Raw genomic sequence first — 12,511 nt, 5'->3', positions numbered from 1 at the left:
CCACCAGCGCAGCCCCCGACATCCGGCGGCAGGAGTAATGCCATGCAAGACGCACGGGCACTTGGCCCACGCCTTGACTCGATCATGCCTGACCCGGCGCATCCGGCCGACCTGGTCTGTTTTTCTCATTTGCGGTGGGATTTCGTGCGCCAGCGGCCGCAGCACCTGCTGAGCCGGGCGGCCAAGCAGTATCGGGTGCTGTTCATCGAGGAACCAGTTTTCGTCGCGCCGGATGGCGACGCGGTCGCTTCGCCCCGGCTGGACATCACGTTGCGGCCGGACGGCGTTTCGGTGGTGGTGCCGTTGCTGCCGCAGGGCTTGGAGGGCGATGCCCTCAGCTTCCATCTCAGCCAGTTGATCTATGCGCTGCTGGCCGGCCGGGACCCATCGTCCCGCGTGCTGTGGTACTACACGCCGGCCGCCGTGGACTTCAGCGCCGATCTTCCGGCCGCTGTCACGGTCTACGACAATATGGATGAGCTGTCCGCCTTCCTGGGCGCTTCACCCCGGTTGCTGGCGCAGGAGAGCGCCCTGTTCGCCAAGGCGGATCTGGTCTTCACGGGGGGCATGAGCCTATATGCCGCCAAGCGCCATCGCCATCACAGCGTTCATCCCTTCCCGTCCAGCATCGATGTGGCGCACTTCGCCCAGGCGCTGAGCCATGACGGGGCCGAGCCGGCCGACCAGTTGGAAATTCCCCATCCGCGCGTCGGCTTTTTCGGCGTGATCGATGAACGCATGGACCGCGACCTGGTGGCCCAATTGGCCGACCAGCGCCCCGACTGGCAGTTCGTCATCCTGGGGCCCGTGGTCAAGATCGACCCGGCCGCCCTGCCCCGGCGGCCCAACCTGCACTGGCTGGGGCCGAAGAGCTATGAAGCGCTACCCCATTATCTGGCCGGCTGGGATGCGGGCTTCATGCCCTTCGCCCTGAATGAGGCGACACGCTTCATCAGCCCGACCAAGACGCCGGAGTTCCTGGCGGCCGGGGTGCCGGTGGTTTCCACGCCCATCACCGACGTGGTGACGCCCTACGGCGCCAAGGATTTGGTCAAGATCGCGGATAACGCCCAGGACATGGCGCGTCACCTGGATGGATTGCTGAGGCAACCCCGGGATCTCTGGCGGGCGGCGGTGAAACGTCAACTGTCCTTGTCATCCTGGGACAAGACCTGGGCCGGCATGCACGGCTTGATCCAGGGTATCGCCTCCGCCAAGGCACGGGGCCGGGCTATCTCCCCCGTCCAGCCGTCGCGGCGCGAGGCGGCCATCAGCGCCTTGGCGGAGCCCGCCCATGTTTGATTGGCTGATCGTTGGCGCCGGCTTTGCCGGCAGCGTGCTGGCTGAGCGTCTGGCGAGCCAGCGCGATGAGCGTGTCCTGTTGATCGACCGGCGGCCGCATGTCGCGGGCAACGCCTATGACCGCCACACCACCGATGGCCTGTTGATCCACGAATATGGGCCACACATCTTCCACACCAACAACGCGCAGGTCGTCGACTACCTTTCCGCCTTCACCGATTGGCGCGACTACAGCCACCGTGTCCTGGCATCGGTGGATGGCAAGCTGGTGCCCATTCCCATCAACCGCACCACCCTCAACGTCCTCTATGGCCTGTCCCTTACCAGCGATGAGGAGGCCGCCGCCTTCCTGCGCGCCCGGGCGGAACCGGTGGCGCCCATCCAGACATCGGAGGATGTTGTGGTCAGCGCCGTGGGTCGGGAACTGTATGAGAAGTTCTTCCGCGGCTACACCCGCAAGCAATGGGGCCTGGACCCAGCCAGCTGGACAGATCCGTCACCGCCCGTGTGCCCACCCGCACCAATACCGACGACCGCTATTTCACCGACAGCTTTCAGGCCATGCCGCGCGATGGATACACGCGCCTGTTCGAACGCATGCTGCGTCACCCCAACATCAAGATCATGCTGCAGACCGATTACGCCGACATCCAAGGCGTGGTCCCGCACAAGCGCCTGATCTACACCGGGCAGGTTGATGAGTTCTTCGGCTATCGCCACGGCCCCCTGCCCTATCGGTCGCTGAGATTCGATCTCGTGACCCTGGACCGGCCCTGGCACCAGCCGGTGGCGGTGGTGAACCATCCCCAGGACCAGGCCTATACCCGGGTGACGGAGTACAAGCACCTGACCGGCCAGGACCATCCCAAGACGGCCCTGACCTATGAGTACCCCAGCGATGTCGGCGACCCCTACTATCCCGTTCCCAGGCCGGAGAACCAGGCGCTGTACAAACGGTACGAGGCCATGGCCGACGCGACGTCCGATACCTGGTTCGTCGGCCGCCTGGCGACATACCGCTATTACAACATGGACCAGGTGGTGGCCCAGGCGCTGGCCACATTCCGGCGCATCGAGGAACGGCTGCCCCGCCGCCGAGTGTCGCCTGCGGCGGCCGTGCTGGAACTGGCAGGCGGTGGTTGAAAGGACGGTGCGCGCTTGACAATCACGGCCGTCGCGCATTGGCTGCGGGCATACCGACCCTGCCCCATGATTGGCCGCCTTGCCCGACCCGACGCCCCTCCCGCCCTTGCTCGCCTCCCTGCTGCAGGGTCTGAACGACGCCGTTGTGCTGTACGATGAAGCGGGGCGGTTGCTGGCCCTGAACCCGGTGGCGGAGCGGCTCTACGGCATCGCGGCGGAGGCGGCCCAGGGCCGGATGGCCACGGATGTGCTGGGACCGCAGGATGAGGCGGCGCGGCAGGAGATCGACGGCGCCCTGGCCGGCGGCGGTGTGTGGCGGGGTGAACTGCACCGGCGCGGCGCCGGAGACACCATCCTGACCCTTGAGGTCAGCATCAGCCGCATCACGCCGGACGGCGGACTCTTCATGGACGCGGCCCGCGACATCACGGCGGCCCGGGCGACGCAGGCGACCTTGGAGGACCTGACCGTCCGCAACACCAACCTGTTCCACGCCCTGGCCGTTTCCTTCTGGGACATGGACTTCCACGTGGCGGCCATGGCCGTGCGCCAGAAGATGGCCGAGGGCGTCACCGACATGGCCGCTTATTTCGCGGCGAACCCGGACTATGTCCGCTGGCTGCAACAGCAGGTGAAGGTGATCGCCGTCAACCAGCGCACCATGGAGCTGTTCGGCGGGAGGCAACAAAGTGACTTCGCCGACATCCGGCCCTATTGGCCGGACGACAGCCTGGTTCATTTCACCACCGGCTTGCTCAGGGGCATGCGGCGTGACCCCAGCTACGTTGCCGAAGTCAGGCTGGCCCGTGCCGACGGCACCACGTTCGAGTGCCTGTTCACCACCGCCTTCCCGTCCGAAACGGTCCCCTCGGGCCGGGTCATCGTCGGCGTGATCGACATTGATGATCAGAAGAAGGCGCTGGCCGAGTTGGCGCGCAGCGAGAACCGGTTGCGGACTTTGTTCGAGGCGAGCGGTGTCGCCTTCTTCCGCTTCGACACCACCGCCATAAACCGCACGTACGCGGCCTTGCGCGAGCAAGGCGTCGTCGATCTTGGCGCTTATATTGACCAGAATCCCGACTTCCTGGAACAGGCCAAGGCGGAAATCCTTTGCGTCGACGCGAACGCCAGCGCGCTGACCCTGATGCGCGCCGCATCCAAGGACGCGTTGCTGGGCCCCATCCGCTGGGTTACCACGCCGCATCATATGCGCGGCCTGCGTGAGTCCATGACCGCCAGCTTTGGCGGCCACTGCACCTATCAGGGAGAGCACCTGATCGGCCGTCTGGACGGCAGCCTGGTGCCCTGCCTTTGGTTCAATGTCGTGCCACCAGAATTGCGCAGCCAGAACATCGCCTATGTCGGCCTGATCGACATTTCGCGGCAGGAGGCGGCCCGCGCCGCGGTGCAGGCCATGCAGGCGGAATTGGCCCATGCGGCACGGGTGGCTATCCTGGGGGAGCTGACGGCGTCGCTGGCCCACGAGGTGGCGCAGCCTCTTAGCGCCATCTCCTCCCGGGGGAGGCGGTCCGGCGCTGGCTGTCGCGCGACGTGGTGGACGTTCCGGTGGTGCGGGAACTGGTCGCCAAGATCATGGACAGCGTGGACCGGGCCACGGCAATCGTCAGTCGCATCCGTGACATGGCCGTGAGGGCCCCTTACCAGAGCGAGCCGGTCGACATCGCCAAACTGGCGCGGGACACCGTGGCCTTCCTCTCCCATGAGCTGGAGCATGCCCGGGTGACCGTGTGCATCGATGCCGGCAAGGCCCCGTGCGTGGTGGAGGGGGACAGGGTCCAGTTGCAGCAGGTGGTGTTCAATATCTTGTTGAACGCGCAACAGGCCTTGGCCCAGAGCGATGTCGAGGAACGCGCCATCACCGTCACCCTAAGGGCCGATGGTGACTGGGCCGTCGCCACCATCGACGACAACGGACCCGGCATACCATCCGGTGACGTGGAGCGCGTGTTCGAGAGTTTCCGCTCCACCAAGAGCTATGGCATGGGGATCGGCCTTTCCGTCTGCCGCTCCATCGTCCAGCGGCATGGCGGCCAGTTGTCGGCCAGCAACCTGCCGGGTGGCGGGGCGCGTTTCCAAATCCGCTTGCCCGTGGCGGCGGACTGATACGCGCCGCCTTTTACGCAACGACATCGCACCCCCGGTGGCACCCATACCGCGGTATGAATGCCCAAGTTCAATGCCTACGGTAACAGTTGAGCCTGTGAAGCGATGTGCGCCATGCGAGGCGCGCAGCGGCATCGGCTGCCGCCAGAACGGGGAATTCCATGATCAAGATTTCCATCAACGGCACCGTCCACGATGTGGAGGTGGAGCAGGACACGCCCCTGCTGTGGGTATTGCGGGATGTCTTGGGCATGACCGGCACCAAGTTCGGCTGCGGCGTCGCCCAGTGCGGCGCCTGCACCGTGCATGTGGACGGCACGCCCGTGCGGTCCTGCCAGCTGGCCGTGGGCGATGTGGGCGACATGCCCGTCGTCACCATCGAAGGCATCGGCGCCACCCCCGCCGGCGCCAAGGTGCAGAAGGCCTGGATGGACCTTCAGGTGGCGCAGTGCGGCTACTGCCAGTCGGGCCAGATCATGGCCGCCGCGGCCCTGCTGGCGCAGACGCCGGCGCCCACCGACGCCGACATCGACGCCGCCATGGCGGGAAACATTTGCCGCTGCGGCACCTATGTCCGCATCCGTGATGGCGTGAAGCGCGCCGCCTCTCAAGCCTGAGGTGAGTTGATGGATACGCACCCCTCGCCCTCTGGCGCCTCGCGCCGCGACCTGCTGCGCGGCCTGGCCTATGGCGGCCTCCTGCTGGCCGTTGACCTGCCCCTGGGGCGTTTGGCCGTGGCGCGTGAGGATGCCCCCGCCGTTTTCGCGCCCGACGCCTTCATCCGCATCGCCGGCGACGGCGCCGCGACCCTGATCATGCCCCAGGTGGAAATGGGCCAGGGTATCTACACCGCCCTGACCATGCTGATCGCGGAGGAGCTGGATTTGCCCTTGGCCGCCGTCCGGCTGGAGGCGGCGCCGCCCAGCGACGCGCTCTACGGCAATCCGATCTTCAAGGTCCAGGCCACCGGCGGCTCCACCTCCGTTCGCGCCTATTGGACGCCCATGCGCAAGGCCGGGGCGGCGGCGCGGGCCATGCTGGTGCAGGCGGCGGCCCAGCGCTGGCAGGTGGCTTCCACAGCCTGCGAAACCCAGGACGGCATGGTCCGGCACGCGGCCAGCGGCCGATCGCTGCCCTATGGTGAGCTGGCGGCGGCGGCATCCCGCATGACACCGCCCTCGGATCCGCCGCTGAAGGATCCCAAGACCTTCCGCCTGCTGGGCAAGACCCAGACGCGCCTGGATATCGAGGCCAAGGGCAACGGCACGGCCAAGTATGGCATCGACGCCATGCCGCCGGGCGTGAAGGTCGCCACCCTGTCCAGCTGCCCCGTGCCCGGTGGCAAGATCCGGCGCGTTGACGATACCCAGGCGCGGGCCGTGGCCGGGGTGCGCCAGGTGGTGGTGCTGGAGGACCTGGTGGCCGTGGTCGGGGACCACACGTGGGCCGCGAAGAAGGGCCTGGACAAGCTGGTCATCGAGTGGGATGAGGGCCCCAACGCCACACTGTCGACCGAAAGCCTGCGTGCGGCGATGCACGAGGCGGCGAAGCAGCCGGGCGTGCCGGTCAAAAGCGAGGGCGCGGACGCCCGCCCAGGCGACGCCGGGGTGATCAGCGCCAGCTATGAGCTGCCCTTCCTGGCGCACGCCCCCATGGAGCCGATGAACTGCACCGTGCACCTGCGGCCGGGCGCCTGCGAGATCTGGATCGGCACGCAGGTGATGACCATGGCCCAGGCCAAGGCGGCCCAGGCCTCTGGCCTGAAGCCCGACCAGATCATCATCCACAACCACCTGCTGGGCGGCGGCTTCGGCCGCCGGCTGGAGGTGGACATGGTGGACAAGGCGGTGCGCATCGCCGCCCATGTCGATGGCCCGGTCAAGGTGGTGTGGACGCGGGAAGAGGACATCCAGAAGGCGATGTACCGCTCCACCTACGGGAGCTGGCTGTCCGCCCGGCTGGAAAACGGTAAGCCCGTCGCCTGGCGCCACAAGGTCGTCGGGCCTGCCGTCATCGCCCGCTGGCTGCCCCCGGCGTTCAGCGGCGGCGTCGACATCGACGCCATTGATGGCGCCGCCGACCAGCCCTACGCCGTCGGCGGCTTTCATGTCGACTATGTGCGCCACGAGCCGCAAGGCGTGCCCACCTGCTTCTGGCGCGGCGTGGGCCCCAACAACAATATCTTCAGCGTCGAAAGCTTCATCGACCGGCTGGCGCGTGAAGCCAAGAGCGACCCGCTGGACTTCCGCCGCGCCCTGCTGACGGCCAACCCGCGGGCCCTGCAGGTGCTGAACACGGCGGCGACGCAGGCCGGCTGGGGCACGCCCCTGGCCGCCAAGGCGGGCGAGCGGGTGGGCCGGGGCATATGCCTGCAAACGGTCTTCGGCAGCTTCCTCTCCACCATCGCCGAGGTGGCGGTGGATGACGATGGCACGGTGCGGGTGCGCCGCCTGGTCACCGCCGTCGATTGCGGCATGGTGGTGAACCCGGATGGCGTGATTTCCCAAATCCAGGGTGGGCTGGTCTTCGGCCTGTCGGCGGCGCTGCACGGCCGCATCACGTTCGAGAAGGGCCGGGTGCAGCAGAGCAATTTCCATGACTACCGCGTCGTCCGCATCGATGAGATGCCGGCGGTCGAGGTGCATCTGGTCCCGTCCACCGAAGCACCCGGCGGTATCGGCGAGCCTGGAACCACGACGGTTCAGCCCGCCGTGGCCAATGCCATCTATGCCGCGACGGGGGTGCAGCTGACCCGCATGCCCATCGACCAGACGTTGCTTGCCAAGGTGGGGCGGACCTGATGCGCGGAACCACGAAAAGAAGGGCGCTGGTCGCCGTCGGCATCATCGCCGTCGCCGGCGCCGCCGTGCTGGCCCATGCCGTTTTCCTGCCCGGCCCCCTGGATTTCGCCAAGGGGACGCGGGTTTCCCTGGCGGACTACAAGGGCCCCTCGCCCACCGGTGTGCCCCAGGAACTGGCGACCGCCGCCGTGCTGGAACGGGGCGCCTACCTGACGGCGGCGGCCGACTGCCAGGCCTGCCATACGGCGGAGGGCGGCACGCCCTATGCCGGCGGCCGGCCGTTCAAGCTGCCCTTTGGCACGCTGTACACCCCCAACATCACGCCGGACGCCGAAACCGGCATCGGCCGCTGGACGGACGCGGACTTCCTGGCGGCGGTGCATAAGGGCCTGGCGCCGGGTGGACGGCATCTTTATCCGGCCTTCCCCTACGCCTCGTACAGCCTGATGACGGATAAGGACGTGCTGGCCATCAAGGCCTATCTCTTCTCCCTGGCGCCGGTGCGTCAGGCGAACCGGCCCGACACCTTCTCCTTCCCCTTCAACCAGCGTTGGTTGATGGCGGTCTGGGGGGCGTTCTTCAACCCCGGCCAGCGGTTCGAGCCCGTGGCTGACCGCAGCCCCGAGTGGAACCGTGGCGCCTATCTGGTCGAGGGCGCCGCCCACTGCGGCGAATGCCACACGCCCCGTACCCTGTTCCAGGCGATGGATACCCGGCGCAAGTTCGCCGGCGGACAGGCGGAGGGCTGGAACGCCTATAACATCACCCCGGACCCAACCAGCGGCATCGGCACGTGGTCGGCACCGGAGATCGAGGCCTATCTGGCGCATGGCCATGCCAAGGGCCGCAGCGTGGCCTCCGGCCCCATGCGCGAGGCGGTCGAGCTGAGCTTCTCCAAGCTGGTCCCGTCCGACATCGCGGCCATCCGGACCTACCTGCAAAGTGTGCCGGCGATCCATACCGCCCTGCCGGCCCCGGCCGGTCCCGCCCCGCGCGACCATGCCACCGCCGTGGCGGGCGCCATCGACGGCAAGCGCATGTTCGAAGGGGCCTGCGCCAGCTGCCATGCCTGGAACGGTGCCGGCGTCAATTCGGCCGAGGCGCAATTGACGGCCAAGCGGGCGGTGAATGACCCCAGCGCCGCCAACGTCGCCCTCATGATCCTGAAAGGCTCCGGCCCGCAAGTGGCGGGGCGCCCCTACATGCCCGGCTTCGCCGGCGCCTACTCGGACGAGGAAATCGCCGCCGTCGCCAATTACGTCACCGGCCGGTTCGGCGCCGAGGCGTCGAGGATCACCGCCCAGGACGTCGCCCGCCTGCGGGCGGACTGACCCTGCTTCCTCACAGGTCGTGGGCGTTCCGTCGTGCGATCGCTTCAGGTGAGTGCCCCTGAAGCGATCGCACCCCAACCCGGACGGGCCCCTACCGCAGGGCTAGGCGGCGCACCTTTTGGATCATGTCGGCGACGCTGCGGGCCTTCAGTTTGCGGAAGGCGCTGCTGCGGTGCATTTTCACGGTGATTTCGGCGATGCCCATTTCAAACGCGATCTGCTTGTTGAGCAGGCCGCGATCCACCGCCTTCAGCACCTCCACCTCACGGGGGGTGAGTTGGGCTGCCAGTTGGCGCAGCTCATCCAGGTCCCGCTCTTCCCGTCGCCGCTGGGCGTCCACGCGCAAGGCGCCGGACACGGCGTCCAGCAGCTCCTGTTCCCGGAATGGCTTGGGCAGGAAGTCCACGGCGCCCGACTTCATGGCCTGCACCGACATGGGGACGTCGGCATGGCCGGAGATGAAGATGATGGGCAGCCGGGTTCCGGTCGCGTTCAGGCGGTTCTGGAATTCCAATCCGCTTTCCCCCGGCAAGCGCACGTCCAGGACCAGGCAGCTGGGGCGGTCCGGCAAGGTGTCGGCGAGAAAGTCCCGGGTTGAGGGATAGTTTTTCACATTGAGGCCGACGGACCGGAACAGGTCGGTCACGCCGCCACGCACATCTTCATCATCATCGACGACGTAGACGAAGGGGGCGTCCTCAACGAGCTCGGTCTTGGTCATGGGGGTGGTGCGTCGCGTCGAGGGTAAATAGGGGGCGAATGACACGGGCGTGTGCGGCCCGCAGCCATGACCGTTCCTTAAAAATCGACTAACACCGTAACACAAGTCGTCCGCAACCGCAAAAAACTCAGACATATCCTGAGGTCTGCTAATGCACATGCCGGCAGACTAGGTAACGAAGTGTGATCCACCCGTTCGATATAATGGCAGAAGGCGGTAACTTATTTCACCAACTGACCGACCAGGCGACACGCGGGGTGCTTTGTTTGTTTTTGCCGCTGCCGGCCGTTGTCACGTCGGGCGCCCGCACGGTCAGGCCGTGGGCGCCAAGGCCCGTTCGACGCTGGCGATCAGCGCCTCGGGATTGCAGGGCTTTTCAAAGAAATCATGGACGTTCAGTTTGCGTGCGCGGGTGCGGACCTGTTCGCTGGGAAACGCCGTCAGCAGAATGACGGCGCACATCACGCCCCGCTTGCGCAGCAGCGGCTGGATTTCCAGGCCGGACATTCCCGGCATCTGGATGTCGGATATGACACAGTCAACCAGGCCCAGGTTCGACGCCAGGAACTCTTCCGCTGACGCGAACGCCATGGTGGCGTAGCCGAAGGACTGCAACAAGTCCTCCAGACTTGTCCGGACGGACGCGTCATCGTCAATCACAGCAACGGCCTTCTCAGACGTCATCCCGGTCGCCTTCACTCATCCTGGTTCCGGTCCCGCCACCGCCGACCACGCGTCGCCCTGGCCGTGTCCGATCGCAAACCCCGGCACCCAAAGACAACCAAGACATTTAAACTACTATGAATCGCTGAAGGTTTTTATCACCGGGCACAGACGCTGGCGAGCCAGGGCGCGACCTTAGCCGACATGGGTGCGTTGCCGCGACCAGAGGTATCATTGGGCCAGCCGAGCGGTGAGGGCGTCCTGCGGCGCCGGATGCCAATTCCGTTTCCAGGTCCGGCGCCACCGGAGCGGCGTTTCGCCCACCAGCCGGCGAAAGATACGGGAGAAATGGGCCTGGTCGCAGAAGCCGCAGGCGCAGGCGACCTCGCTCAAGGTGTCGTTGGTAGACAGCATCAGCATCTGTGCCCGGCGTATGCGCTTCTTGGCGACGAAATCCCGGGGCGTCTCCCCCACCGTCACCTTGAAGGCGCGGGCGAAATAGGAATAGCTGAGGCGGCTGACCTCCGCGAGTTCCTTCAGCAGGATGGGCAGGGCCAGCCCCTTCTCGATATGGTCCATGACCTGCTTCAGCTGCCACGGTGTCAGACCTCCCTTGCCCGGACATCCCCGGGCGACAGGCGTCACGGAAACCAGCTCCACCCCCTCGCGTCCGGGGTCCATGATTCCAAGAACGCTGGTTATTTCCTCAAGATACTCCCGAACGGCTGATAGATCGAAATCCAGCGCATCCCTGGCGTTGATCGCCAGGGACATCAGCCGTTCCGCCTGGCCGCCGTCGGCCCCGCCATGCTTCGCACCGATCTGTTCCGCCGCGTACGCGGCGGGTTCTTGCGCATACTGGTCCATCGTCCACTCCCCATCAAACAAGGCGGGAGCATCGTGATTTGGTGGGTGAAGTTATGGAATCGTACGCATGCTGGTGCCAACCCCTACCGGGTAGGTGATACCCTATACCGTGGTCTAGGGTGGGGGCGCCAACGACCCTCCCCCGGTTTAAGGTCCAAGTCCGCCTGAAACCGATAAATTACGTCTTGAGACGACGGCGACAGCCCAGGGGGTTCGCCGGAATGAAGCGATGTCGCTTCCCCCTATCCGGCCATCCCTCAGACGCGACGACAATGATCCAGGATTTGCCGCCCCTTATCCTCGCAGCGGGGGTGTCGCTCTGCGTAGTCGTCGGGCTGCTGGTCAGCTGCTTCCAGCGCTACCGGGCCTTCCGGCGGGCTTATTTCGATGACGCGCCCATCCCCATGCTGATCGAGGATTGGTCCGGCATGCGCCCCTTCCTGGCGGCCTTGAGGGCGAAGGGGGTCACCGATGTCGTTGCCCACCTGCAGGCCCATCCCGACCTGGTGCGGGACCACCGCAGGCACCATCGGTTCGTGGATGCCAACGACGCCATGCTGCGGTTGCTGGGCGCGCGCGACAAGGCCCATTTCCAGGAGATCGCGCCCCAATTGCTGCCCGCCAACCAGGAGATCACAACCCGTGTCTACCAGGCCTTGCTGGATGGCAAGGTGTCGGCCCAGGGGGAGCGGGTGCTGCATACCATCGACGGCCGCGTGGTGCCGATCATTTGGCGCGCCACCTTGCCATCCTCCGGCGATGCGCGGCGCATCCTGTTCTACGCCTTCGATGTCAGCGACCAGAAGCGCGCGCAGGAGATGGTTCTGAACGCGCGGGGTGACCTGGCGCATGCCGCACGCGTTTCCACGGTTGGCGAGTTGAGCGCCTCCATCGCCCATGATGTGGCGCAGCCCATCGCGGCCATCGCGGCCTCCGCCGTCGCGGCGGAACAGTGGTTGCTGCGGGCGGAGCCCTCGACCGACAGGGCGCTGAACGCCCTGTACCAGATCCGCCGCGACGCCCAGCGGGCCAGCGATGTCGTGGGCCGCATCAAGACCTTCCTGCGCAAGGCGCCCAAACGCACGACCACCAGTGCCGACGCCCTGGTCAAGGACGCCCTGGCGCTGATCGATAGCGAAGCGCATCTCTATGACGTGACCATCCGGACGCTGATCGAACCCGATCTTCCCGCCGTGCGGGTCGACGAGGTGGAGATAAAGCAGGTGATCATCAACCTGGCGCTCAACGCCATGCAGGCTATGGCGCAGGCGCAGATGCCCGAGCGCGTGATCACCGTGGCCCTGTGCGACAAGGAGCGGTCCGGCGGGGTGGAGGTTCAAATCCGCGACAACGGTCCGGGTATGACCCAGGAAACCCTGGGCCGCATCTTTGAGCCCTTCTTCTCCACCAAGGAGGATGGCATGGGGCTGGGCCTGGTCATCTGCAAATCAATCATCAACAGCCACGGCGGCGACCTGTCCGTGGTGAGTGTCGAGAAACTGGGGACCATCTTCCGCTTCATTCTGCCGTATGACCGGCAGATGTTCCGCTGATGCCTC

At 66.3% G+C, this 12,511-nt stretch carries 11 protein-coding genes and 1 pseudogene; 9 read left to right on the top strand and 3 right to left on the bottom strand.

The window, feature by feature from the left end:
• Positions 1-84 precede the first annotated feature (84 nt).
• From ULB03_RS01210 to ULB03_RS01175, 8 genes and pseudogenes are all read left to right on the top strand, one after another.
• Entirely contained in the window at positions 85-1,302 is a 1,218-nt protein-coding gene (locus ULB03_RS01210; RefSeq protein ID WP_322481496.1) for a glycosyltransferase family 1 protein, read from the top strand.
• Positions 1,295-1,450, top strand: a pseudogene (locus tag ULB03_RS27355) (NAD(P)-binding protein); the annotation flags it as partial. The gene ULB03_RS01210 and the pseudogene ULB03_RS27355, both read left to right, overlap by 8 nt.
• Before the next feature lie 314 nt (positions 1,451-1,764).
• Positions 1,765-2,445 carry a UDP-galactopyranose mutase gene (locus ULB03_RS01200; RefSeq protein WP_322481495.1) on the top strand — a complete coding sequence of 227 codons (681 nt, stop codon included), beginning with the start codon at positions 1,765-1,767 and terminating at the stop codon, positions 2,443-2,445.
• A 79-nt stretch (positions 2,446-2,524) separates the two neighbouring features.
• Positions 2,525-4,096, top strand: a complete 1,572-nt coding sequence (locus ULB03_RS01195; RefSeq protein WP_322481494.1) for a PAS domain-containing protein — start codon at positions 2,525-2,527, stop codon at positions 4,094-4,096.
• On the top strand, positions 4,093-4,569 hold the full coding sequence (locus ULB03_RS01190) for a sensor histidine kinase (RefSeq protein ID WP_322481493.1): 477 nt from the start codon (positions 4,093-4,095) through the stop codon (positions 4,567-4,569). Before ULB03_RS01195 ends, ULB03_RS01190 begins: the two co-directional genes overlap by 4 nt.
• A 161-nt stretch (positions 4,570-4,730) precedes the next feature.
• Positions 4,731-5,186, top strand: a complete 456-nt coding sequence (locus ULB03_RS01185; RefSeq protein WP_322481492.1) for a (2Fe-2S)-binding protein — start codon at positions 4,731-4,733, stop codon at positions 5,184-5,186.
• A gap of 9 nt (positions 5,187-5,195) precedes the next feature.
• Complete coding sequence (locus ULB03_RS01180) at positions 5,196-7,370, top strand: xanthine dehydrogenase family protein molybdopterin-binding subunit (RefSeq protein WP_322481491.1); 2,175 nt, start codon at positions 5,196-5,198, stop codon at positions 7,368-7,370.
• Positions 7,370-8,701: a cytochrome c gene (locus ULB03_RS01175; protein ID WP_322481490.1), complete on the top strand. Its 1,332-nt coding sequence runs from the start codon at positions 7,370-7,372 to the stop codon at positions 8,699-8,701. Before ULB03_RS01180 ends, ULB03_RS01175 begins: the two co-directional genes overlap by 1 nt.
• A 91-nt stretch (positions 8,702-8,792) precedes the next feature.
• On the opposite strand, the gene ULB03_RS01170 is transcribed toward ULB03_RS01175, so the two are convergent.
• From ULB03_RS01170 to ULB03_RS01160, 3 genes are all read right to left on the bottom strand, one after another.
• On the bottom strand, positions 8,793-9,422 hold the full coding sequence (locus tag ULB03_RS01170) for a response regulator transcription factor (RefSeq protein WP_322481489.1): 630 nt from the start codon (positions 9,420-9,422) through the stop codon (positions 8,793-8,795).
• Positions 9,423-9,734: 312 nt separating this feature from the next.
• Positions 9,735-10,121, bottom strand: coding sequence for a response regulator transcription factor (locus tag ULB03_RS01165; protein ID WP_322481488.1), 387 nt, complete (start codon positions 10,119-10,121; stop codon positions 9,735-9,737).
• Between the two features lie 195 nt (positions 10,122-10,316).
• Positions 10,317-10,952, bottom strand: coding sequence for a helix-turn-helix domain-containing protein (locus ULB03_RS01160; protein ID WP_322481487.1), 636 nt, complete (start codon positions 10,950-10,952; stop codon positions 10,317-10,319).
• Positions 10,953-11,236: 284 nt separating this feature from the next.
• Here ULB03_RS01160 and ULB03_RS01155 point away from each other — a divergent pair, with 284 nt between their 5' ends.
• Entirely contained in the window at positions 11,237-12,505 is a 1,269-nt protein-coding gene (locus tag ULB03_RS01155) for a two-component system sensor histidine kinase NtrB (protein ID WP_322481486.1), read from the top strand.
• Positions 12,506-12,511: the final 6 nt, after the last annotated feature.

The organism is Nitrospirillum goiasense (assembly GCF_034427435.1).
Taxonomy (GTDB): domain Bacteria; phylum Pseudomonadota; class Alphaproteobacteria; order Azospirillales; family Azospirillaceae; genus Nitrospirillum.
This window is presented reverse-complemented; position numbering and strand designations above follow the sequence as displayed.

Bases quoted from the DNA above. Each gene is read 5' to 3' on its own strand.
- ULB03_RS01210 (WP_322481496.1), top strand. From the start codon at position 85: ATGCCTGACCCGGCGCATCCGGCCGACCTGGTCTGTTTTTCTCATTTG.
- ULB03_RS01200 (WP_322481495.1), top strand. From the start codon at position 1,765: ATGGGGCCTGGACCCAGCCAGCTGGACAGATCCGTCACCGCCCGTGTG.
- ULB03_RS01185 (WP_322481492.1), top strand. From the start codon at position 4,731: ATGATCAAGATTTCCATCAACGGCACCGTCCACGATGTGGAGGTGGAG.
- ULB03_RS01180 (WP_322481491.1), top strand. From the start codon at position 5,196: ATGGATACGCACCCCTCGCCCTCTGGCGCCTCGCGCCGCGACCTGCTG.
- ULB03_RS01175 (WP_322481490.1), top strand. From the start codon at position 7,370: ATGCGCGGAACCACGAAAAGAAGGGCGCTGGTCGCCGTCGGCATCATC.
- ULB03_RS01170 (WP_322481489.1), bottom strand. From the start codon at position 9,422: ATGACCAAGACCGAGCTCGTTGAGGACGCCCCCTTCGTCTACGTCGTC.
- ULB03_RS01160 (WP_322481487.1), bottom strand. From the start codon at position 10,952: ATGGACCAGTATGCGCAAGAACCCGCCGCGTACGCGGCGGAACAGATC.